General features: G+C 69.8%; 13 protein-coding genes and 1 pseudogene. 2 read left to right on the top strand and 12 right to left on the bottom strand.

What is annotated here, in order from left to right; all coding sequences use genetic code 11:
- Nucleotides 1–150 precede the first annotated feature (150 nt).
- Complete coding sequence (locus ORV05_RS01555) at nt 151–783, bottom strand: type VII secretion system-associated protein (RefSeq protein WP_407652665.1); 633 nt, start codon at nt 781–783, stop codon at nt 151–153.
- A gap of 22 nt (nt 784–805) precedes the next feature.
- Nucleotides 806–10,642, bottom strand: a complete 9,837-nt coding sequence (locus ORV05_RS01550) for a hypothetical protein (protein ID WP_268756664.1) — start codon at nt 10,640–10,642, stop codon at nt 806–808.
- A gap of 175 nt (nt 10,643–10,817) precedes the next feature.
- Between ORV05_RS01550 and ORV05_RS01545 the strand changes: the two genes are divergently transcribed.
- Both ORV05_RS01545 and ORV05_RS01540 read left to right on the top strand, forming a co-directional pair.
- Nucleotides 10,818–11,093 (top strand): hypothetical protein, encoded by a 276-nt coding sequence (locus ORV05_RS01545; RefSeq protein ID WP_268756663.1) that lies wholly within the window; start codon nt 10,818–10,820, stop codon nt 11,091–11,093.
- Between the two features lie 87 nt (nt 11,094–11,180).
- The gene (locus ORV05_RS01540) at nt 11,181–11,594 is read left to right on the top strand and encodes a hypothetical protein (protein ID WP_268756662.1); all 414 of its coding nucleotides are present in this window, start codon (nt 11,181–11,183) and stop codon (nt 11,592–11,594) included.
- A gap of 1,508 nt (nt 11,595–13,102) precedes the next feature.
- Here ORV05_RS01540 and ORV05_RS36570 read toward each other — a convergent pair.
- From ORV05_RS36570 to eccD, 10 genes and pseudogenes are all read right to left on the bottom strand, one after another.
- Nucleotides 13,103–13,417 (bottom strand): annotated as a pseudogene (locus ORV05_RS36570) (WXG100-like domain-containing protein); the annotation flags it as partial.
- Between the two features lie 128 nt (nt 13,418–13,545).
- Entirely contained in the window at nt 13,546–13,872 is a 327-nt protein-coding gene (locus ORV05_RS01530) for a WXG100 family type VII secretion target (RefSeq protein WP_268756660.1), read from the bottom strand.
- Nucleotides 13,865–14,329 carry a YbaB/EbfC family nucleoid-associated protein gene (locus ORV05_RS01525; RefSeq protein ID WP_268756659.1) on the bottom strand — a complete coding sequence of 155 codons (465 nt, stop codon included), beginning with the start codon at nt 14,327–14,329 and terminating at the stop codon, nt 13,865–13,867. Before ORV05_RS01525 ends, ORV05_RS01530 begins: the two co-directional genes overlap by 8 nt.
- Nucleotides 14,326–16,167: a WXG100 family type VII secretion target gene (locus ORV05_RS01520; protein WP_268756658.1), complete on the bottom strand. Its 1,842-nt coding sequence runs from the start codon at nt 16,165–16,167 to the stop codon at nt 14,326–14,328. The genes ORV05_RS01525 and ORV05_RS01520 overlap by 4 nt, the downstream gene beginning before the upstream one ends.
- Nucleotides 16,168–16,170: 3 nt before the next feature.
- Nucleotides 16,171–19,122, bottom strand: coding sequence for a hypothetical protein (locus ORV05_RS01515; RefSeq protein WP_268756657.1), 2,952 nt, complete (start codon nt 19,120–19,122; stop codon nt 16,171–16,173).
- 59 nt (nt 19,123–19,181) lie between these two features.
- Complete coding sequence (locus tag ORV05_RS01510; protein WP_268756656.1) at nt 19,182–19,610, bottom strand: hypothetical protein; 429 nt, start codon at nt 19,608–19,610, stop codon at nt 19,182–19,184.
- A 91-nt stretch (nt 19,611–19,701) separates the two neighbouring features.
- Complete coding sequence (locus tag ORV05_RS01505) at nt 19,702–19,995, bottom strand: WXG100 family type VII secretion target (RefSeq protein ID WP_268756655.1); 294 nt, start codon at nt 19,993–19,995, stop codon at nt 19,702–19,704.
- A 53-nt stretch (nt 19,996–20,048) separates the two neighbouring features.
- Nucleotides 20,049–20,381, bottom strand: coding sequence for a hypothetical protein (locus ORV05_RS01500; RefSeq protein ID WP_144584932.1), 333 nt, complete (start codon nt 20,379–20,381; stop codon nt 20,049–20,051).
- 163 nt (nt 20,382–20,544) lie between these two features.
- A complete protein-coding gene (gene eccB / locus ORV05_RS01495; RefSeq protein ID WP_268756654.1) occupies nt 20,545–21,975 on the bottom strand; it encodes a type VII secretion protein EccB in 1,431 nt (476 codons plus the stop codon).
- Nucleotides 21,975–23,321, bottom strand: coding sequence for a type VII secretion integral membrane protein EccD (gene eccD / locus ORV05_RS01490; protein WP_268756653.1), 1,347 nt, complete (start codon nt 23,319–23,321; stop codon nt 21,975–21,977). The genes eccB and eccD overlap by 1 nt, the downstream gene beginning before the upstream one ends.
- Nucleotides 23,322–23,397 lie beyond the last annotated feature (76 nt).

The raw sequence follows: 23,397 nt of genomic DNA, 5'->3' as shown, positions 1-23,397 counted from the left end.
TCCCCTTCGCTCGCCGGAACTTGCACGAGACCGCAGCAGGCGCTCAGCCGTCCGGGGGAACGACGCGCGGGCGAGTCCCACGCTCCGGCGCTTGTGTCCCACCCTCGGGGTTGCAAGGTGGGACTCGCGCTGCGGTCGTGAAGGGGGCCGTTACGGCATCGCTTCCGCCATGGGCTCCCACGGGACCACCCGCAGGCCCGAGGTGTCCTGGTTGCTGTTCGCGTAGAGCTCGGCGACCTGCTCGTCGTCCAGCAGCAGCGTCTCGCGCATGAGTTCGCCGGTCAGCCGCACCGCGGCCGGTCCACCCGGGTTGAACAGCACGTCCACCTCGTCGGCGAGCAGTTCGACCAGCTCATCGAGGTCGATCCGCCGCCAGTCCGGCGCGGCGACCCGCCTGCGGTGCGGCGCCCCGGTCGCCACGACAACGCACAGGATGCCGTCCGGCGACTTCGTGATCAGCGGACGGCCGTCGCCGTTCATCGCGATGTCGAACAGAGTGTCGCGCAGCATCAGCTGGATGTGCTCGGCCTCGGCGCGCCCCTGCAGGACCAGCCGCAGCACCGCGTCCAGCGGGTCCGACGGCGAGTTCCCGTCCTTCGGCACGTACTCCGGGTTGGCCCGGAACTTGCCGATCTTCCCCTCGTCCTCCACCGGCCACAGGCCGACGACGGCCTCGATCGGCGGCGGGTCGTTCTCGGCGGCCGGGTGCCAGGCCGGGTCCATCAGCAGGAACCAGTTTTCCAGCGGACCTTCCGCCCGCGTGCCGCCGGTCGTCTCGGTCATGGCGACCATGATGGTCCCTTCCTCATCGGGTCCGCTCCGTGCCCGACTGCCGCGACTCGGGCCGGATCAGCTCGGCCTGGTAGGTGAACTCACCCGGGTTCGCCGCGGCGGACGGCTGGTCGGCGAGGTGGAGCAACTCGGCGGCGCCGGGCGGCAACACGACCCGCCGCGGCACCCCGGCCTCGTCGACCTCCTGCAACGTCACGGTGTGCACCTGCGAGGCGAGCTCCGGCCGGGCGGCCAGCAAGGTGAGCACCGTGGCCCAGACCTCGTCGGCCTGGGGGAAACCCTCAACCAGCGCGGCCACGGCGGCGAGGTTCAGGTTGCCGGGATGGGCGCGGAGCCCGTCCAGGAGCGCCTGGAGCACCTGCTCGCTCAGTTCCATCACCGAGGGGGTGCCCGGCACGACCGGGATGGCGGTGGCGGGTGCGAAGCCGGTCAGCTCGGGCGTCGGCAGCGCCACCTCCGGCTGCCGGTGGAGCGGCGCGGCCGGGTGGCCCTTCGGCATGGCCGCCGCCTGGCCGTCGCTCGCCCACCCGGCCGGGGTGTGCACCACGTTCCCGGACGGGCCCAGGTCGTCGACCCGGTGGTCGGGCGGCAGGTACACGCCACCGAAGTGGGACAGGATCTCGTCCATGACGTTCCCGTACCCCCGCGGCGACGACGAGCCACCGGAGTCAGCGGAGTCACCGTCCACTCCGGACGATGACGAGTCACCGTCCGGAGTGGTGTCCGAGGCGAACCGCGCAGCGAGTTCCGCCGCCTCGACCGCTTCCTGGATGTTCATCAGCGTGATGCCCATGTCCCGCACCCAGCCGTACATCTCGGCGATGTCGGGCAGGTCGAAGTCGTCCTCGTTTCCGGTCTCGTGGCGCACCGAGATCACCGGGCGCAGCGCACGTGCCAGCTTGTCCCGGGTCACGTCGGTCCAGAGCACGACGCGCCACCGGTCCCCGGCCACCCGCACGGCGTGTTCGAGGTTTCCGCGGAAACGAGCGACCTCCTCGGCCGTGCGCAGGGCACCGCGCAGCCACACCGAGTGCACCAGTCGCGGCAGTTCGAGCAGTTCCGGCAACGGCGGCAGCGGCGGCACCCGGTCGCGGCCCGCCCAGGTGTAGCGGCGCTCCGCGGACGGCTCGTCGCGCTCGATTCCGATGGTGCGTGCGTTCCCGGTCAGGTCCAGGCGGCGCAGGAGTTCGACGGCGCGCTCGGCCGTGACGGCGGGGGTGTGAGCTGTTTCGGGGCCGCCCGGCGTGACGAAGTCTTCCGCCTCCGGCACCTTGTTCAGCGGCTTCCCCTGGTCCCACGCCTCCTTCAGCAGGAAGGCGGAGCCGAGCCCGTCCGGTCCGGGGGTGACGTCGGCCAGACAGCTGATCAGAGGCAGCTCGCTCGGTCCGCCGGGGGCGGCGCGCCGGAAGCTCTCGCCGGTGAAAATTGCGGCGGGGCCTGGCGCCTCGGCCAACCGGTGAAGGGAACCGTCGATCATCGGGAAGCGGTGGCCGCCCTGCCCATCGGTCGCCGTCGTGCCGAACTCGCGCGCATCCGAAATCAGCGTGCGGTCGAAGTCCCCGGACGGGAAGTACTGTCCGCTCGTGCCCAGCTTCGCGTTCGCCGGGTGCTGCGGGCCGGGCGCGTGCGCGTCCCGCTCGATCTCCGGCAGCGAGTCCTCGTGCCCGAGCGTGACCGACCGCTGCCGAGCACCACTGCCGTCGGGAACGCGGATCGTACCGTCCTCGAGGACCTCCACCCGCGTCGACGGACCGCGCACGTCGCCGTGGTAATCGTCCTGCCGCAACAGATCCGCCAGCTTCCCCAGCCGGTCACCCAGCGCCGGATCGGCAACGCGGCAACTCAGCACCACCAACTCGGGCTTTTCCCGCCACAGCGGGCCATTCGGCAACCCCGTGCTGTTGAGCAACCGCACCACACCGGCCTCATCCAACCGAACCCGCTGCCCATCCGACTTCCGCCAAACCGAGAAACCGGCCTCGCCGTGGTGCATCACCGTCGTATACGCACCCGGCTCCCCGGCACCCCGCCGGAACGCCTCCTGCACGACCCCGGACTCACCCGGCCCTGGGAAGAACACACCCCGAACGTCGCCGGAGCCATCCACCAACGGCACGAAATCCACATCGGACACATCCAACCGCTGGGCACCCACCAGATCCGCCAACGGAACCGGACTGTCCACAGTGCCCGAGCGGGCATCCATCATCACGCCGCGGGTTTCCGCGTGGTCCGGCTCCGACACGGGCGACGGCGGCGCCGAGTCGCCCGGCTCATGGCCGAGCATCCCGTACAGCTCCCGGAACAGGGAAGAAGCGGTGGGAGACTCGTCACCACTCCGAACCCCGACACTCACGGATCCCGGCTCCGAAGATGTGGGTTCGGGCCGGTTGATCCGCAAGGGCGCTGGACGCAACTCCGACGACACCGACTCAGGCCGAGCCACCCGCAAAGGCGCCGGACGCAACTCCGGATCGGAAGAACGACTCGAATCCGCGGTGAAGGACTCGGGCGGCAGGCTCCGCAGGTGCTGGTCGATCAGGTCGATGATCTCCCGGTACATGCCCTCCGAGGGGCGAGGCACCTCGGGCAGCAGTCCCGCGGAATGCTGCGGTGTCGCCACGGCCCGCGCCATCTCAGCCTCACGCTGCCGCGCCGCCTCAGCCGCAGCCCGCTCCGCCTCAGCCTCACGCTGCCGCGCCGCCTCAGCCGCAGCCCGCTCCGCCTCAGCCTCACGCTGCCGCGCCGCTTCGGACGCAGCTTGCTCCCCTTTCGCCGTGACCTGCTCCGCCTCGCGCGAGGGCCGCTGTTCGGGTGGGAGCCGGTCGAGCCGCTCCTGCTCACGCGCCGCTTCGAGTTGCTGGTGGTAGCCCTCGAAGGCCTTCCACCAGGCTGCTTCGGCCTTGTCCGCCGCGGTCTGCGCGTCGTCCAGCTTGGTCCACGCCTCGTCGATGGCCTTCAGGGACATCGGTGGGTGCGGAGGGTTGTTCCGCAGCCCGAGTAGCTTCTTGAGCGCCTCGTCCCAGGTCTTGCCCGCCTCGGTCAGTGTCGTCGCCGCGGTGACGAGGGCCTTCGGCAGCGGGTGCGCCGGGTCCGGGTTGCCGCGAATCGCGTAGGCGTCGTACACGGACAGGTCCGCGACGCCCGTCCGCTCGCGCCACGTGCCGAGGTTCTTCTTCGCGACGAAGCGGAAGTCGGCGTCGTAGAGGTTGACCTGGGTGACCTTGTCGTCGGTCTTGACCTCGTCACTGGACACCGGGCTGGTCGACTTGGCCTTCTCCGCCCCGCCCTTGGCTTCGAAGGAGCCGGTCTGGCCGGTGATCGGCACGCGGTGGACCGTGCCCGCGAACAGCGAGCCGAAGGGATGTCTGCCCTCGGCGATCGTGTTGGCGCCTCCAGGATGGACTACGCCGCCACCCCCGGACGGCGCCAGCGCGGTCACCTTCCACTGGTTGCCGGATTTGACCTCGACGGCGTGCTCGTGGGAGCTCTCCCCCTTGCCGTCGACCTCGACCCGGCCACTGACCGAGCCGAGCCGGGGGTTGCGCAGTCGCATGTGGACTTCCAGTCCCCACCCGCCGGGCAGCGACATCTCGAAGCCGCCCTCCATCGGCCTCAGCCCCAGATCCGTGGCGGTCGCGGCATCCATCCCCTTGATCCCCGCCTTGAGGGCGGCGGGGGTGAGCAGGTTCCGCAGGGCCGCGATGGTCCCGCTGTCCAGTTTGGATCCATCGCGGCCGTCGCTCAGCGCGCGCTCCGCGGCCTCCCGCACCTTGGCCATGTCGCCGAAGTAGTGCTCGACGTGGTGAGTCCCGTGCACGGGCAGGGCAACCCGGCCCGGCTGGCGGTACCAGTTCGCCAGGGCGATCGCGGTGTGCCCGGAACGCGGCACGGACACGATCGCTCCGGCCTCGCCGTAGCGGGTGTGTCCCGCGGAGGGCGGCGGGAACGATTCCTCGGGCAGCTTCACGATGGTGACATCGCGCCGTTGTCGCGAGTCGTGCGCGACTACTTCCTTGGCCACCTCGAGGCCGTCGGACCCGACCCCGAGACCGCGCTCGATCCTGATGTCGAAGGCCAGTCGCACCCGGTGTGCCCCCAGCGGCCCGGAGGTCTTGGCCGACTGCTTGTGCGTGACCTCGTCGGTCGCGGTGTCCTTGCGGTCCTTGTTGCCGAAGGTACCTTCCCCGTCGAGGCCGCCGCCGAAGCTCCCGGCGCCCCCGCCGTGTCCGGTCGTCTGGGTCTCGTAGCCGGGACCGTGCGGTTCGGACAGGCGACCCATGGCACGTGCGGACCCGCTGAGGGTGAGGAGGGTGTGCCCCCGGTTGTTCTCGGCGGTCCCCTTCACCTTCGCGGACTGCGAGCCGGACAACTCACTCGCGTGCTCGATTCCCGCGAACACCGGCTCCCCGTCGAAGCGCGCCTGCAGCGTGACGTAATAGGTCTTGCCGGACAACCGGTCTTCCAACCGCAACGGGGTGATGCGGCCACCGTTGAGCGAGCTGTTGACGGAACGGTTGGCGTTGCGGAGGAACCGCCGCAGTTCGCCGTAGTTGTCGTGGTCGATGTCCAGGCGGGACGCGGGCAGCAGCCGTGCCGCGGTCGCTTCGTCGAGGTTGGCCGCCAGCTGCTTGCGCAGCTCCGGGATGCTGTCGGTGAGATCGATCTGCGTCAGCACGGCGCCCAGACCGATGGAGGGTTTCTCGCTCTTCGACAGGGAAGGCGGTGTCGGCAGTACCCGGTCGGGCTCGTTGATCACCGGCGTGGGCGGGGCAGGCGACCTGTTCTCCATTTCGGCCAGATGCTCGTCGGTGGCCCACATCAACACCGACTGCGGCAGCCGGAAGGCCTCGCCGGAGTTCGTGGTCCTCGCGGAGTCCGGCTCACCGCCGAACAACTCCCGCACCCGCCACTTGTCGAAGTTGCTCCGGTAGTTGCTCTCACCGACGACGGCCGCGTCGACGTCGACCCAGACCAGCTTCTTCCTGACCGGCTTGCCGTTTTCGTACGAGACCTTTTCGACGCTGGTGAACTCGCCACCCTTCTCATGGCCCCAACGGAACGACGGCAGCCCCAGTCCGGCGCTGAAGAGGCCGAGCGGACTGTGGTTGACGCCGGCGGAACCGGGACCATGCGTGGGGCCCGCGGCGAACGCGATGCCGGAGGAGGTCAGGCCGACCGAGTTACTGGCCCCCTTCGAGGTGCCGCCGCCGGTGCTGCTGCCGACGGTGTCGCGGACCTTCCGGTATTCCGCCACGGACAGCGGCCGCGGGTTGCGCGGGGTGAGGCTCACCCCGGCCGCCGCGCGCAGATCAGCGCGACGGCGCCCGTGGTACAGGCCCCCGATCTCGATGACACCGCTGAACAGGCTGGGGTTGCGCTTGAGCGCGTCCGGGCCGACCGCGGCCATGACCAGCTCGTGGTGCGTGGGGTTCTTGAACGGGTGGTTCGGATCGGTCGCGGCGAAGAGCGGGTCGTGTCCCGACGACTCGTACAGCCGCTCGCGTACCGAGTCGATCAGATGCCCGGCCCCCAGCACGGCCACGATCTCCGCGTTGTCGAACGCCCGCGAAGCGCCCGGCCGCAACTGATAGATCTTCGCCCCCAGCGGCGTCCGGTTCTGCGGTGTGATCTGCAGCGGGTCCGGGGGCGTGTCGCTGACCAGGTTCTCCGACACCAGCAGGCGCAGCGGGACGACGTCCGGGTGGGGCTGCCCGTTGCCGGGAAGGTTGCCGCGGTCGACCAGCTTGGGCACCGTCCGGCCAGGGGAGCCGAAGGTGATCCCTCGGGTGCCCTCGTTGAGCCGGACGAACGACCGGATGGTCGGGGTGATCGTCAGATTCGCCGAGAACGGCACCAGGCCGCGCGACTCGAGGTCGCCGTCTTCCTTCAGGCTGTCGCCGTGGGTGCGCTTGGCTCCCTGCTGGTCCTCCGACTTCAGGCTCGCGGACTTGCTCCAGATGCGGTTGTAACCGAGGTTCCCGATCCACGTGCCGAGGGCGCCGCCGAGCGGTCCCCGGACCCGCGCCTGTACCCCGAGTCCGAGGGAGGTCTTCCCGCTCTCGCTGTAGTCCAGTCCTTCCTTGGACCTCATCTTGCTGCCGACCGAGGCCTTCGCGACCTTGAGCGGGCTCTCCTCGTGGATGCCGTCCAGCGACGCGTTCAGGGTGACCGTCGTGACGTAGTCGTGGAACAGGCTGGACTTGACGACCTGCACGGTCAGGCCCTGGGGCGTGAGCATCGAGTCAACTATCTGCGACAGCTGCGTCGGTGACAGCTTGTTCGCGAGGTCCTCACCCCGGCCCAGGATCAGCTCGGTTCTCCGCGAAGTGCCACCCTTGAACTCGGGCGAGGAGAACGGGAGGATGAACTTGCTCGAGGTCGGGTGGTACCAGCGGTGCCCCGGCGTCTTCTGCAGCAGGTCGGCCACGCTGCGGCGCAGCCGATCGCCACCGTCGAAGTCGTCGATCATCGCGCCACCGGCCGAGTGGCCACCGTAGATGTGTGCCGGGGGGTAGCGCTTCCGCGCGGGCGGTGAGCCCGCCTCGTCCGCACCCGAGGACGCCGCCTTGTCCGAACCGGTTGGACCGGCATTGTCCGAACCGGATGGACCGGCATGGTCCGAACCGGACACCGCCTTACCCGACTCGGATGTGCCTGCCTTGCCCGAACCGGACGTGCCAGCCCGGTCCGCACCCGACGAGCCGTCCTTCTCCGAACCCGGCGACGCCGCCTTGTCCGTGGCCGGCGACACCAGCCCGGCGCGCTCCGCGCGGTCCTGACGCGTCCACTGGACGGCGTCGATGTGGCCGTCCAGGATGACCGGATCGTGGCCGAGCCTGCGCACCTGGAGTTCGTAGATCATCTGATAGCGGGTGGCGTTCCCGGTGCTGATCACCGACCGTTTGCCGATGATGGTCCCCGTCTTGTCCTGCACGCGCTGCTTGTTGTTGCTGAGACTGACCGCGGGACCGGCCGAGAAGAAGACCGCCTGCGTGTCCGCGCCCCCACCGACGTGGACGGAACCGCCACCGGTACGGCTCGTGGTGTGCTTGTCCGTCAACTTGTTCTTCAGCACGTCCGAATCGGTGTGCTGGATGTCCGGCAGGGTCTCCAGGACCCGGACCTGGCGGGCGACCGCGCGCATCTCGAACTTCGTGGGCTGGTTCCCCCGCGACCAGCCCTTCCGGCCCTTGAGGAGGGGGTCCGAACGGACCCAGCCCACTTCGGACAGGTCTCGGGCCGCGGCGCCGTCGTCGGGCAGGAAGACCGCCATCGCGGGCAGGTTCTTCTTGATGTTCTCGTCGGACAGGAACTTCTTCAGGTCCCGCCTGCCGCTGGCGTCGATGTCCGTGAGGTGCTTGGGCAGCTTGTCGGCGACCTGCTGGTAGAAGTCCGTGCCCTTGGGCGTGACCGAGAACGCCTCCTCCACACTGAACTTCGCCGGAGGTTCCCGGTCGACGTGGGTCAGCGGGTTGCCTTTGTCCGGGTTCTTGAACGAGGTCGGCACGCTCATTTCGACGGTGCCGGTGGCCGTGTTGTCGTGGCCCTCCTCGGTCACCGCGCGGCCGTCGGAGCCGAGCAGGGTGTAGATGAGCCGGACCGGGACTTCGACGTCCTGCAACGCCTTGACCTCGATGCCGCTGCTCCGCGCGGCCTCGACCGCGTTCTTGGTGCTGTGCGCGCTGCTGGCCGCGGCGGGCGCTTGCACGCCCACGGCCGCCACCAGCGGCGGAACCGCGGTGAAGTAGGCCGAGGCGTTGATGTCCCGGTTCTGGGCGGTGCTGCTGGAACTGTCGCTCTTGACCTCGGTCTTGCCCGACGGCTTCGCCTTGTCGAGGGTCTTTTCCTCGTCCGCCTTTTTGTCGGCAGCTTTGCCCTCTTCGGCCTTCTCCTTGCCCTTGCCGCCGCCGTCACCGCTCGACCCGGTGCTCGAATCCGGCTGCTCTGACGTCTTGTCGGTCTTCGGCGATCCCGTCTCGGCGGGCACGTCCTTGAGCTGGACGGCGCCCCAGTCGAACTCGGCGCGGACATGTAGCTCCATCTTCTTGGAGCCGACGGTGAGGGTCTCCGTGATCCCCTTACCAAGGAACGCCTTGACGTCCTCGGTGATCTTCCGCTGGACGTTGGCGAGGTCGGCGTTGTTCCGCAACCGGGGCTCGATGTCGGCCAGCCCGGACCGGATGTCCCCGCCCTGCATCGGCTTCTTCTGCTTGGACGGTCCGGCGCCCTGGTTCGCCAGGAGGTACGTGGGCAGCCGGTCCCGAAGCTCCTGGGCATCGCGCGCGAGCCCGGTCTTCGGAGCATCGTCGCCGCTGGTGGTGGAGGCAGCCTTGGTGTCGGGCCGCGGCCGGCTCGTGCTGGGGCCTTCCCCGTTGTCCGTCCCAGACGGGGTGATTGTCCGCAGCTCGTGCTCTTCTTCGGCTCGCGGCAGGTCGCGGTTTGCGCCACGTGACGGCTTGGGGCGGGACCGCTCCGGCTGCGGCGGGACCGGGGGGTCGTCCGGCCCCCGGCGCCGCGGCGCCCTCGCGGCGGTGTGCATCGAGTCGTACGGGCCGTCGCTGACACTCGACGGCCGGTCGTCAAGGGTGAGCTGCGGCCTGCCGGGGGTGCGTTCGGCGCCGAGGGGGTGGTCGATGACGTCACCCGCCTGGTCCAGCACGGCCTCGATCTTGGCCAGGTTCCGGGGGGCCAGCGACAATGTGCGCTGGCCGGGCGGGCCCATGATCCCGTCCTCGTCGGGGTGGGCGAACAGCAGGCTCTTGTCCCGGTAGCCCTCGCCGAGCCCCCAGAAGTGGAACAGTTCGTGGAGCAGGTTCTTCACGCTGTCCCGGACGTCCCACTGGACCTGGTCGGTCTCTCGGGTCTCCTTGGGCCGGGAGGAGTCGAAGGTGTCGACCGGCACCCTCTTGGCCGGGTCGCGGTCCCAGTTCGGCGCCTTCTCCTCGACCGCCCTCGCGTCGATACTGAAGTGGAGCTGGTCCCCATTGGGGAACCGGTGCTTCTCCTTGAAGTTGAAGTGCTTGTCGAGTCTGTCCTGCAACTCGTCGACCAGAGCGAAACGGTCGTCCCTGCTGACGGAGCCGTTCTCGGAGAGCAGGTCCAGCGGGACGCTCAGCTCCCTGACCCACTTGCCGGGCTCGACCTCGAACCGCCGGACGTCGAAGCGGATCTGGGTGATCCGGCCGCCGAGCCGGCCGTTCGCCTGGCCGGGATTCTTGAGCGGGTCGAACCGCTCCGCGTGATAGCGGGTGGGCGGCGCACCGTTGCGACGCTGCCGCCAGGTCGTGGAGTAAGACGGGATGACGGGATGGGGACTGCCGTCCGAGGTGGCGTGCACGGTTCCCGCGTCGCGGGTCATCCCGGGCGCGTCCGCGGCGAAGGCCGTGGCGATGAGGACGGCCGCGGCGTCCTGGGGAGTGACGGCATCGTCCGTGCGCTTCCGGCCGCCGGGGCGCGCGGTCTGGCCGTCCTGTCGCGTGGCGTCGGGGTGGGGCGGGGTTTGGCCTGGCTGCCGCTGGGTGTCGCGAGTGGACTGTGCGTCACGGCCGGGCTGACCGTCGCGAACCGGGTCGCGATCGCGGGGTGCGCCCTGGCCGTCCCGCGGGGTGGGCTGCTGGTTGGCGGGGGTGTCGGACCGTCCGCCGCTCGTGGCGGCGGCCTGGTCGCCCCGGCCCTGCCCCGGGCGGTTGTCCTTCGCCGGGGCCGGGTCCGCGACCTCCGCACGGGGCGCGGTCGGCTGCGCGGTGCGCGCCGTGCCGGTGGTCGCGGGGCGCGCGGCCTCCGTGCGCGTCGGCGTGTCGGTCCGAGCAGCGTCCGTGCGAGTCGGCGTATCGGTCCGCGCCGTCATGTCCGAGCGCGACGGCGTGTCGGTCCGAGCAGCGTCCGTGCGAGTCGGCGTATCGGTCCGCGCCGTCGTATCCGGGCGCGACGGCGTGTCGGTCCGAGCAGACTCCGTGCGAGTCGGCGTATCGGTCCGCGCCGTCGTATCCGGGCGCGACGGCGTATCGATCCGAGCAGACTCCGTGCGAGTCGGCGTATCGATCCGAGCCGTCGTGTCCGGGCGCGACGGCGTATCGATCCGAGTCGTCGTGTCCGGGCGCGACGACTGGGCGCTCGTGCCGTCCGAACGCGACGCGGGCGGGGTGGGTGCTTCGCCGCCCGAGGTCCGCGAGCCGGACGGCGTACTCGGCTGCGCCGGACGGGAGTCCGGCGCGGTGCTGATCTCCGGAGCCTGTTGCGGAGTACCTGCGGCCTTGGCCGGGGCTTGCGGGGCGGGCTCCGGGCGCGGCGAGGACTGAACCGCTGATTCCGCTGCCGGGGAGACGGCCGGACGCGACGGCGTCTGCCCGGCTTCCGAACTGGACGGACGTGGCGCGGCCTGGGATGTGGGAGTCGTACGCGGCGCGTCCGTCTCCGGCGCGCTCGACACCGGGCGCGACGTCCCCGCATCCGCACCAGTCCGCGACGAAGACGAGCCCACAGCCTCCGCCGACGACGGACGCGACGAAGACTCCGCCCCCACCGCCGTACCACCCGAACGCCCAACGGCCGGTTCCGGCGCACTCGACATCGGGCGCGGCGTCCCCGCATCCGCACCAGTCCGCGACGAAGGCTGGGGCGCGGACGAATCCGAAGCGCCCGGCCTCGACGTGGACTGCGGCCCCCCGGAGTCCACGGCACCAGGACGCGAGGTCGGCGGCGTCGTGGTAGCCGGGCGGGATGTCGGCGTCTGTGTCGAGTCACCCGCCGTCCGCGTGCTGTCCGTGACGCTTGCCGTTGTTGCCGGGCGACCTGCCTGAGGTGTCGCGGCAGTGGAGCCGTTCGAGGCCGTGACAGGCTGGCCGCCCGGGCGCGTGGTGGACGGCGTCTCGGCGCCGGGCTGGGACTGGGCCTGCGACTGGTTCCCTGACGTCGCGTCCGAACGCGCAGGCTGACCCTGCACCGACGACTGGTCACCAGACACCGAACCCGAACGACCACCCACACCAGACTGAACCTGCGACTGACCGTTCGGGGCTACGCTCGGCTGATTGCCCGAAGCGGCCGTAGGTCGCGAGTCCCCGCTCGTCAACTGCTGGTGCTGACCACCCGACAGCACTGCCGAATCGCCACCGTACCCACCCACGAGCACCTGGGGCCGACCACCCGACACCACGCCGCCGTCCCCGGCCTGGACCTGCTGACGACCGTCGGTTGTCCCCGAGGCGGCCGTTCCGGCAGCACCGGCCGACTCACCGGACGGCGTACTCGTGAACTCGCTCCCGGTCCCGGCCCGGCTCTCCGCACCCGCATGCCCGTCCGGAGAAACGTCCCACGACCGGCCATCCCCACCCGTGAGGAAGCTTTGCCCGGCCGCCCGACCATCGCTCTCGGTCGGAACACGTGGTGAGGGAACGGTTCCGCCACTGGTGTCACCGTTTCCACCGGAGCCGAACACCGTCCCAAGTGGACTGTTGTCCGAATACGAAACTTTGCGCGTTCTTCCGTCGCCCGGTCCGACCTCCGTGGACCTTGACGGGACATCGTGACTGTCGGGAATGGTGAACTGCGGCCCCCCGGGCCCTTCCTTCGGGTACGGCGGCAGCACGTCGGAACCGCGCCGGCCTTCGCTGCCACTGTCACCGGGAAGCGCGGCCTTCTCGCCGGGCCCCTTGTCATCGGGACCCGGCCTGTCGGGATCCAGCTTGTCGAGGCCGAGCTTGTCGACACCGTCCCGAATGGACGGTCCCTTGCCGCCGTGACCGGAATCGCCGGCCCCGCCGCCCTTCCCGTGCTTGCCACCCGGTCCGGCCAGCGCGCTGAGGATGCCGTCCCAGGGGTTACCCGGGCTGTTGGTGGCCAAGTTGACGAGCGGGTTGCTGGCCGCGACCATGGCGACCTGCCCGAGCGCATAACCCCCCGTACCGCCGATGCCGAGCGCCCGCTGCCAGCCGTGGGGCAGTTGACTCCTGAGGTCCTTCCCGAAGACGCCGCCGACGCCCTTGGCGATGCCGTGGAAGGCACCGCCCGCGGCACCACCGATCGCACCACCGATGGCCGAGCCCTTGAGCGACTCCGTGTCGAATCCGTCCCGGCCACCGCTGGCGATCTGACCGCCCTGGATGCCGGCGTCCAGCACGGTCATGAACGCGGCGCCGCCCGCGGCCCACTTCCCGTTGTGCAGGGCCAGTTTCCACGTCGCGTTCAGCACCTGCCGGAAGGTGATGGCGGACATCCTCTCCAGCAACTGCTTGAGCAGTTCCCGCAGGGCGAGCCGGGCGGCCGCCTCCACGACCGGCACGAAGATGGCGCCGAACAGGCTCGCGAGCAGTTCGATCACGGTCGCGAGGGTGATCGCGGCCATCGTGATCAGCATGATCTTGGTCTTCTGGATGTCCGCGGCGGCGTTCTTCGCTTCCTTGGCGAATTCCGCGGCCTGATCCCTCAGCTCATTGAGCCCGGTGCTCAGGTCTCCCCGCATGAAGCCGACGATGCTGGACGCCGTCACGCCGTCGAAGGAACGATCGAGGTCGCTGGTGATCGACGGGAGTTCTTCGAGCGCGGCTGTGAGATCGTCGTGAAACTGCGACCAGGCATGGCTGATCGCCTTGAGACCACCCTCGCTGCCCTCCGGCCACTCCATGCCGAGGACGATCTTGAAGAAGTGCTGGAGACCGGCAGGCAGGTGAGTGGTCTCGTCGGCACCACTCATATCCGGTCACCCTTTCCCCGTCCCGGAACGTGCATTCCGGAACCTGGCACGCAAGAAGGTCAGCTGTTCGTGCCCATGGTCTCGTCGATCCGCTGGGCGCTGTCGTGATCCACGCTCTGGAAGACCTTGGCGGCCTTGTCCGTGTCGCCCCTGAGCTGGATGATCCCGTCGGTCGCCTGTCGTGCGCCGTCACGGGCCTGCGTCGCGCTCGGCACGTAGTTCTTGGCGAACGACTTGCCGATGTCGTCGTCGCCCCAGCAGCCGTCGTGCTCGTCGAGGACGCGCGTCAGAGTTTGGAAGGAGTTCCTGAGCCGCTCGCCCAGCGCCCCCAGCCGTCGCGTGGCGGCCGACAGCCTGTCCGGGTCGAGACGGAAATCCTCAGCCATTCTTCCTCCGCTCTTCCTCACCCTTGCCGGTTTCGCCCTCGGCCAGGCCGAACCCCTCCAGCATCGGCCCCAGCAGCGAGTTCACCATTTCCATCGGGTCGACCTTGCCGCTCGCGATCCCCGCGAAGTCGAGGCTCGGCCGCCGGCCGGTGCCCATGACCTCCTGCACCTTCGCCACGGCCTGGTTCCGCCCCTGCCGCAACGTTTCGATGATGAGATGGGCGAGCTGGGCCGGGGGCAGCGAGCGGTACTTGGAGCCGTTGAACGTCAGGTCGGTGAGCTCACCACGGCCGTCGAAGGTCATCGAAAACGAGTTGTCCTTCGAGCGGACGGTGGTAGTGCCCTCCTCCCAGATCCTGCTGACCTCCCTCAGCTTCCGCTTCTCGCGCTCCAGATCCGCCAGCGCCTGTTCGACACCCAGGTCGGGGTTGCCGAAGGCGGCCGCCCGGTCCGTCATCCCTGTCTCCTCCGTCCGCGGATCCTGCCGAGTACCTCGTCGCCCAGTTGCCGCAGATCCTCGATCTTCGAGCCCGAACCGGGCGGTTCGGCGGCCGGTGCCTCCGGCCGGGGTTCCGGCCTGCCCAGCACGGAGGGCATGTCGTCCGCGCCGTCCCAGACATCGGGCCCGGGCCCGATCGGGACCGCGGCCATGCGGTCCTTTTCCTTCTGCTGCGCCTGCATCCCGCCGAACATCATCGGAGAGACCGGACCCGTGCCTGCCCCGGCACTCGCCGCGCCCGGCACGACCGCGGTACCGGAGGCACCGCCGGTCATGGGGAATCCGGCCTCGGACGCCGCGGCGAGGTCGGCCGCGAGCGGACGAACCGGGGCAGGACCGTTTTGGGCCACACCACCGGGTAGAGGCGCGCGGTAGCCGCCGGTCGCGGCCCCACCGGGGCCGCTCATCTGGAGCGAGCGCTCCACCGTACTGGCTGCGGAGGCAGCGGTGTTGACGGCCACCTGGTGACCGCTGCCCGTCGGCACCTGAGGCGCGTCGAGCCCCTGCGGGGTGGCGGATGTCTGCGGGAGTGCGGGCGACTGCGGGAGGGTCGCGTTGGCCGTCGCCGTGATCCGCGCGGTCGCCGTCGCCGGAGTCGGTCCGGCATGCGCGGCGGCTGCTGTGGTGGCCGTAGTGGCGGCTGTGGTGGCCGGGTGAGGTGTCGCGACCGCTGCGGTACGCGAGACCGTGACCGGCGGCGCCGCCGGGGTGGCCGCGTTCTCGGTGGCGATCTCCGACACGGTCATCGGGCGGTCGGTCGCGGCCGGTTCCCCTGCTGTGCCCTCGGTTGTGCCCTCGGCCGCCAAGGCGGCCTTCTTGGTGCTCTTCGTGTTCTTGGTGCTCACCGCGGTCTTCGTGGTCCTGACCCTGGGCTGAGCCACCGGGATCTCGTCCGCACCGCGGCCGAGCACGGCGGGTACCACGGCCCCCTCCAGCCCGGAAGACAGCGCGAACGCGGACCTGGTCCCTGCCTCACTCGTCGTCTCCGGGGCGCACGTGACCACGTCGTACCGCGTCGTCTCGCCCAGTACGTACCCGGGCGGATAGGCCTCGCCGGAAGAGGCGAACCGCCTCGTCCCCGCCACGTCCCCCGCGGCCCACGCGCCCTCGGTAGACCCGCCCGGGTATCCGCTCGTCCCGAAGAAACCCGCGGGGACCGGATACCCGGTCGTGCCGGAGTCCGACAACACCGGAATGGTCTCGACGACCTGGTTCGCAGTGCCCGACTGCCCGGGACCGGTGCCGGAACCGTTGTCCCCCGTCGGCCCCGTGCGGCCGTCGAGTTCGGGCATCGGTGCGATGCCGAGGCCGATGTCGTGATAGGCCGTGCCCAGATCACGCAGGATCTGCAGCGCGTAGTCGTGGCCGATCTGCTCGGGGGTCGGCGTGCCCGGAGCGGGCGGAGTGACGGGGGGCGGGGCAGCGGCCTGCTGCGCCCGCAGATCGCGCAACCGCTGCTGGGCAAGGGCCAGCGCGTCACCGGCCTGCCGCAGGGCCTGGCCGTAGCCGGGCACCAGCATGGGCTGCAGGATGTTCGTGATCCGGGCGGCCAGCCCCTGCGCGACCTCGTCGAACGCCTCCGAAACCTGGCCGCCCCAGTACTCGTGCATCTGCCTGCTCTCGCGGCGGAAATCGCCGAGCACGGTCTCCATCCGCGCGGCCGCGGCATCGAACAGCCGCGCCTGCTGGTAGAAGAGCTCGGGCGGGAGCTCGTTGATCAGTTGGGCGATCTGATCGAAGGTCAGCTTTTCCAGCTCGGGGTCGAAGATCGGCGGAGCCGGGTCGGTGGCGGCCATGGATCAGCTCCTGCCCAGCACCGGCGAAGGCGGCGAGTCGGCGTCGTCGTCGTCCCAGTCCCGCCGGTCGGCCTGCAGCCAGATCTGCGGCTCCCGTTCCTTGTTCTGCTGATTGGCCCCCATCCCGCCCATGCCTCCCATGCCGCCCATCGGCATGCCGGGGCTCTGCTGCTGGGCCAGCGCCTGGGCGTTGGCCAGTGACGGGGCCACGACGGTCGCCGGGCTCGCGGCAGTGGTGCCGGGCACGGCGAACCCGCGCTGCTGGGCCACCTCCGTGTCGAACTGCGCCGGGTTGGCTGATGAGAAGCCGGCGTCGAGCTTCGAGCTCAGGTGTCCGAGCCCACCGAGGCCACCGGCGCTGCCACCACCACCGCCGCCGTGGCCGCTCAGGGCCCCGGCGTCGGCCGCCTTGAGCGCGGCGTCGGTCGGGCTGAGGAAGCTCCGCAGCGCCGAGCTCCCGAGTGGGTCACTGGTGGCGACCTGGTCGATGCCGTCGATGGCCTTGTGCGCGGCCTGCTTCGCCGCTTCGAGGGCCTGCCTCTGCTCCGGTGAGTCGTTCGGCGTGGCGAGCGCGTCGATGGCCTTGTCCGCGGCGTCCTTCGCGGCCTGGACGGCCTGCGCGTGGCCGGGCGCGTTCGGGTCGAGTTGGTCGTTGAGGCCGTCGATCGCCTTGCTCGCCGCGTCCCTGGCCTTCGCCAGCGCGTCACTCGGGGCGTTGATGTCGCCGATCGCCTTGGCGGCGGCGTTCTTCGCGTCCTCGACGGCCTGGTGGTGCTGGGGGTCGATCATGTTGTCGATCGAGTTGTCGAGCGCGTCCTTCGCCGCCTCCAGCGCCTTCTGCCGGTTCGGGTCGGACGTCTGCTTCAACAGGTCGTCGATCGCCTTGTCCGCCGCGTGCTTGGCGTCCTGCAGTGCCTGCCGGTGGGCCGGATCCGTCGTGCCGTCGCCGGTGCCCGTACCCGTGCCGGTACCAGTGCCGGTGCCGGTGAGCCCGTCGATCGCCTTGTCCGCCGCGTTCTTCGCGTCCTGCAGCGCCTGCTGCCGACTGGGATCGGTCTGATCGGCCGTGGCGCCGCCGGGACCACTGGAGCTGGTCGCCGGGTTGCCGCCGCCGCCCGCGGTACCCGAACCGGTGAGACCGTCGATCGCCTTCTGCGCCGCGTCCTTGGCCTTCTGCAGCGCGGCCTTGGTACCCGGATCGCCGGACTGGCCCGCGATGTCGTCGATGGCCTTGCCCGCCGCGTCCTTGGCGTCCTGCAGTGCCTTCTGTCCCTCCGGAGTGGACAGTGCCGGGTCCTGCCCGCCGCTGCCGCCGCTTCCGGCGCCGCCCGTGCCCGGGGAGGATCCTCCGGCGCCCGTGAGGCCGTCGATCGCCTTGTTGGCGGCGTCCTTCGCGTCCTGCAGTGCCTTCTGCCGGGCGGCGTTGCCGGTACCCGCGCCGCTCCCGCTACTACCGCTGGTTCCGCCGCTCCCGCTGCCGGTGGGGCCCCCCGCCAACGACGTGGGTGTGGGCGCCCCGGCGGTGTCGGTGGGCGAACCGCTGCCGCCGCCGGGTGAACCGCCACTGCCGCTGGGCGAGCCCGCGCCCCCCGTCAGTCCGTCGATGGCCTTGTTCGCGGCCTGCTTGGCCTGGTCGAGCGCTGCCTGCGTGTTCGGGTCGCTGGTCTGGGACTTCAGGCCGTCAATGGCGCCGTTCGCCGCCTTCTTCGCGTCCTCCAGCGCCTGTTGACGCTGCGGATCGCCCGCCCCGCCACCGGAACCGGAGCCGGAGCCGGAGCCGGAACCGGAGGTGCCCGGCGAACCGCCGCTCTCCGTTTTCGGCAGGCCGCCCGACGAACCCTGACCTCCCTGCGAGCCCTGGCCCTTCGAGTCGTTCGCCTGGTTGCCCGCGTTGCCGCCCGTACCGTCGCCGAGTTTGTCGATCGCGTCGTCGACCGCGCTCTTGGCCTTGTTCAGCGCGTCCTTCGTCTTCGGATCGGACGTCTGGTCTGCCAGCTTGTCGATCGCGTCGTCCGCGGCCTTCTTGGCGTCGGCCTTGCCCTTCGAGTAGCCGGAGTCGGAGTTCCCGCTCCCGCTGCCACTGCCACTGCCGCTGTCGTTGCCGCTGTCGTTGCCGCCCTTGCCGTCGTTGTTGCCACCCTTGCCGTCGTTGTTGCCACCCTTGCCGTCGTTGTTGCCACCCTTCCCGTCGTTGTTCCCGCTGCCCTTGTACCGCGAGTCCTCCGACTTGGGCTTGCCGTTGACGATGCGCAGCGGGACGAGTTCCGCACCGCGGTCGTTGTACTGGTTGGCCAGGCTGGTGCTGAGGTGCTGCAGATCGCGGAGCAGGTTCTCCTGGGTCGTCTTGTCCAGTTTGTTGATCTCGTCGATCGTGGCCTGCTCGATCTTCTTGATCAGGGCCTGCATCTCGGAGGCGTACAGGTCGTCGGCGAGATCGGCCAACGAGTTGATGCCGTCGATGCCCGCCTGCTTGATCCGTTCTTCCTGGCTCTTACGATCCTTGTCGTACTGCTGCACGAGCCGCCACCACTCGTTGGCGAACCACTGGATGGTGTGGCCGATGTTGCCGACGGTGGTGCCGTACTGCTTGCCGTCGAGCGTTGTGTACAGCTCCTCGCTCTCGTTGAGCAGATCCGTGGCGTACTTGTTGAAGGCATCGCCCGCGTCACCCTGCAGGTGGTCCTTCATCGACTTGATCTCGGCGGCGAACTTGGTGTTGACGTCACCGAGCTTCTTCGTCGCGTCCTTGATCGCGAACTCGAGCTTGTACCAGGCCTCGGCGACGGCGTTGCTGCTCAGACTCCCCTCCACACCACCGTTCTTGTCAGCGGTGTAAAGGAGGTCCCCGACGGCCGCCTCGAGGTCACCGTACGACTTGTACTGCTCGGGCAGGAACGCCGGCGCGGATGCGTTGTACTCGCCGACGAGCTGGCCGTCGTAAGACGAATCGGGCATGGCAGCAAATCCTCACCGGGGCGGATGTTCGGTACGAGCGGGGGCTGAGCGGCGGAACGTCAGACGGGGGTGGTCAGGTTGTCGCTGTAACCGTCACCGTCACCGGACTTCTTGTCGCCGGTGAAGTTGTGCTGGTCGTTCTCGGTGTTCTTGTCCATCTTGGACACATCGTCGACGATGTGCGTCTGCAGTTCTGTGATACTGGTCTTGATCTTGGCGGCGTTGTCACCGTCGGCGTTCTGGAAATCGTCCGCGATCTTCGTCAGCGTCGTTTCCATCTGCTCGAATGCGAGCTTGAGGTGCTCGGCGTGCGCGACGATGGCGTTGCGACGGTCGTCGACGATCCGCTCCAGCCACTCCGCGAGCGCGAAGTGCCCGGCGTTGGGCCACTGCGGCTTGAGCGCGGTGAAGGCCGACATGTCGTCGAGCAGCGCGCCGATGTTCTTCGCCGAGTTCTTGATTCCGTCGGCATCGAAATTGGTGGACATGACTGGCAGCTCCTTAGGTCTTGCCCCGAGGGATCCGAAGCCTGGTGTGCCGGACCGGTTTCCGGTCCGGCACACCACACGGTGGCGGCTCCTAGAGCAGGTTGCCTGCGCCGCGCTTGTCCTGCTGCTGCATGTCGTCCGCGGCCCGGTGCAGTGCGGCGTTGAGGTTGTCGAGGTTGGCCCGGTTCTGCTCCAGGTCGTTCTTCATGTCGTTGGCGAGTGCGTTGTAGGACTCGGCCGTCGAACCCTGCCAGTCCTGCATGATCCGCTTGACGTCGTTTTCGAGTTCGTCCGTCTGCTGCTGGATCTCCTGGGCCTTCTTGCTCATCATCGAGATGCACTCTTCGATGACCGGGTAGTCGTACTTGATCAGATCGCTGGACATGATCGTGGTCCTTTCGGGAATTGGAGTCCGGATGCCGCGCGAGAACAGGCCGGTCAGGAGACGCCGAGGAAGTTTCCGGTCTCCATGGGCAGGTTCATGATCGTCTGCATGCTCGTCTGGTCGGTGCCGTCCTGGTTGTGGGCCTCACGGCGGATGTTCTCGGCCATCGTCTGCAGGTGCGCCAGCACCGACTTGCGGACCGACTCGATCCAGTTGTCGCAGGTGGTGCTCAGGGCACGGGTCGCCGCGCTCGGGCTGGCCTGGAGCGTGGCGTCGACCTGCGCCTTGAGCTGGTCGAGCTGCTGGCTGATGTTGTTGGCGGTGTCTTCGTGGCGCGTCGCCTGCTGGTTGATCTGCTCAACGCTCAGCTGGGTCGAGTGGGACACTGGTGGGCCTCCTGCTGTCGGTGGCGTGTGCTCGGCGGCTCTGGCGGTGCCGAGCCACAGGTTGGCTACGACTCAAACGATAGGTTTTTCCTCCCGGCGGAAAATGCTTTCCAGCCCGCCTGCGGCGGAGGGGAGGAACTCCCCTCATGAGGGAAACCGCATTTCACGACCGCGGCGCCGAAACCTGAAGTGCGCCCTGGACACTCAGCAGCGGACCGGCGGGCAGCAGTTGCAGCAGTTCTGCCGGCACCCTTACGACGGAGGATTCCGAATAGCCCAATGCGGCCATCACATTCGCGTCGGCCAGCGGGAACCTCGTACCGACCTCGGTGATGAGGTACGCCGGACCGGGGGTCGCCCCCGGCGCGGGCTGATCTCGCGCCAGCACCCCGCCACCCGCCGGGATGACGACCTCGTCCGCGGTCGTGCCCGCCACATGCGCCCCCACCGGTACCGCTTCCGACCGAACCTGCTTGGCCGGCAAAAACTCCGCTGTCGCGTTCAGCTCGCCGCCCACCGAGGGTCCGAACAGCACGCAGGGGTAGGAATCCGCCGTGGGGATGATCACGCGGGGAGGTACCTGCGGGAGACCGCCGACGAGGTCCGCACCGGCCGACGCGGGAACTCCCGCCATCGCCGCCGGACCGACCTCGATCGGCCGGACCGGCGAGTTCGGATAGGCCTGCTTCGTGAAGGGCGCCGCAAGCAGCAACGCCGCGCTAGTCCGGCTCAGTGGCGCGATCCCGTCCTGGCGCACGAGGTAGAGCTGATCCGTGCCGATCGCCGGGTTGCGGACCTCGTAGACCTGGCCGACCACGCTCTCCACGCCGTCGATCGGCGGACCGGGCTGCCCGGCGCCGGACGTGACCGGCACCGAGATGTCCTGGCCCTGCGGGATGGGGTTGAGCCAGCTCGGCGCCACCAGAACCGGCCGGACGTCGCCGTAGCCCAGCGTTTCCAGCACCGTGCGGTCGCCCAGCCGGTGCCGCTTGCCCTGCCAGATCAACCAGTTCGTACCGTCCGATGTGGACACGACGAGCGCCTGGTCCGGCTTCAGGGCCGCGCCTTCGGACTGGCCGAGCAACAGCGTCACGGCGGGCCCGGTCGAGCCGGGGGCGCTGCCCGCCGGCTCCGTGCAGACCGTCCACGGCCCGGTATCGAGCCGGTTCGCCGACGGCAGTGCGTCCGGTGCGCCGGGAATGCCGATCGGCTGACCGACCGGGGTACCGGTGAGCGAACTCTGCGAGACCGAGATGATCTGCCCGCCGCCGGACTGCCCGGACACGAGCCGGGCCGAGGAGTAGTTGAGCACCGGGCGGAGCTGTCCGTCGAGGTAGACGTACCGGGCGCCGCTGTTCTTGTCCATCACGATGGCCCCGGGCTGGCGCCACGACGTGTCGCCGCCGGGCTTGAACACGCCGTAGATGCCGAAGACCCCCGCCAGCACACAGGCCAGCAGGACGCCCAGCACCATCCCGCTGTTCAGCCTCCTGTTCGGCGGCTGCAGGACGTCCGGACGGCCGTGGGTCACGGCGGCCGCGAGCCTGCCGACGACGAAGAAATATGCCTGGACCTGATCCTTGCGGGACTGCATCAGCCTGCCAACCCCCGCATGAACGCGTAGACGTGCAGAACCTGCAGCAGGATCGGCAGGATGGCCACGGCGGTCACCGATTCGAGGATCTCCACCGCCCGGCCCCAGTACGGCCGCAGGCGACGGCCCGGCAGGCGCTCACCGAGCAGCAGGAGCACGATCCCGGCGGCGAACACCGGCAGGAACACGACCAGAAGCCTGCCGAACGGTTCCTGTCCCGCACCGACGTGCCCGAGGGCTCCCACCACCGTGACGATCGCGGGCACCAGGACCGACCACCGCTGCACCGTCGCGCCCGGGTGCCGGGCGCGCAGGAACAGCAGGAAGGCCATCACCAGCGACAGCACCAGCATCCAGATCCAGCCGTCGAAGACCAGCATGGGCAGCAACACCGTCTGGGCGAGCCCGAGTCCGATGTGCAGCGCGGTGGAGTAGCCGACGGTGGCCGCGCCCCGCTCGACGACCAGCTTGTGCGGCACCGGCTCGATGTCCTCGCCGAGTTCCTCCGCCCCGGTCGGCAGCATCGGCAGCGTCAGCCCGGACAGCCGGAACGCCGTGGCGGGCAGGAAAACCCCGATGATCAAGGTGACCACCAGCACGATCGCCGCCGCCTGGGTCGGGGTGACCGGGGTGACCGCGCCGAGCAGGCCGGTCAGGGCGAGCACCAGTGCGAACAGGGTGGCACCGGTGAACAGCAACGCCGCGTCGGCGACCGCGACCAGCCCGGCCGCGAGCGCCACCAGCGCGCCCACGGCACCGCCGGTCAGGCGGACCATCGACGTGGCGACGGGATCGAGCGCGTCCACCCACAGCGCACCGGAAACCGCGGCGTAGCAGGCACCGAAGCCCGCCAGGATCGTCGCGACCTGTGGTCTACCCGCCCCGCGGGCGACCAGCGCGCTGCTCGTCAGCAGCAGCAAGGCCGTCACGGCGGTCACCAGGGCCTGGATCCAAACCGGACCCGCACCGGGGACGAGGAGCAGGCCGAGCAGCAGGGCCACACCCGCGCCGATCCGGAACATCCACCGGCTGTGCGCGGGCGTCCACCCGCCCGGGTGCTCGCGGACCTGCTGGCCGACGCCGTCGACGAGGTCGTCGTAGTCGATCGCGGCGAGCCGGTCGGCCCGGGGTCGCAAGTAGACGGTCTCACCGTCGAGCAGGTTCAGCTCGGCGGGCGAGAGATCCTCGTCGAGCGGCTCCTCGCCGAGCCGCTGCACGACCCAGCCCTCGTGATCCGCACCCTGCTCGATCCACTCGGCCCCGAACTGGGGCAGGATGGCGGGCAGCAGTTCGGCGAGGGGAACCTCGGCCGGGAGCGCCACATCCGTTGCCTTTTTCCCCAGCACGAACCGTAGCCTCGCCGAGGTAGTTGTGCGATGCTGTGTCTGCTCTTCCATCAGGTGTCCAGGTCCTTCCTGCCAG

This window comes from Amycolatopsis cynarae (assembly GCF_026802195.1).
Taxonomy (GTDB): domain Bacteria; phylum Actinomycetota; class Actinomycetes; order Mycobacteriales; family Pseudonocardiaceae; genus Amycolatopsis_E; species Amycolatopsis_E rhizosphaerae.
The sequence above is the reverse complement of the archived record's forward strand: the minus strand, read 5'-3'. Positions and strand labels throughout refer to the sequence as shown.

Coding starts and splice junctions, on each gene's coding strand:
- ORV05_RS01555 (WP_407652665.1), bottom strand. CDS start 783: ATGACCGAGACGACCGGCGGCACGCGGGCGGAAGGTCCGCTGGAAAAC.
- eccB (WP_268756654.1), bottom strand. CDS start 21,975: ATGCAGTCCCGCAAGGATCAGGTCCAGGCATATTTCTTCGTCGTCGGC.
- ORV05_RS01510 (WP_268756656.1), bottom strand. CDS start 19,610: ATGTCCACCAATTTCGATGCCGACGGAATCAAGAACTCGGCGAAGAAC.
- ORV05_RS01520 (WP_268756658.1), bottom strand. CDS start 16,167: ATGGCCGCCACCGACCCGGCTCCGCCGATCTTCGACCCCGAGCTGGAA.
- ORV05_RS01515 (WP_268756657.1), bottom strand. CDS start 19,122: ATGCCCGATTCGTCTTACGACGGCCAGCTCGTCGGCGAGTACAACGCA.
- ORV05_RS01550 (WP_268756664.1), bottom strand. CDS start 10,642: ATGACGGCGCGGACCGATACGCCGACTCGCACGGACGCTGCTCGGACC.
- ORV05_RS01525 (WP_268756659.1), bottom strand. CDS start 14,329: ATGACGGACCGGGCGGCCGCCTTCGGCAACCCCGACCTGGGTGTCGAA.
- ORV05_RS01505 (WP_268756655.1), bottom strand. CDS start 19,995: ATGTCCAGCGATCTGATCAAGTACGACTACCCGGTCATCGAAGAGTGC.
- ORV05_RS01530 (WP_268756660.1), bottom strand. CDS start 13,872: ATGGCTGAGGATTTCCGTCTCGACCCGGACAGGCTGTCGGCCGCCACG.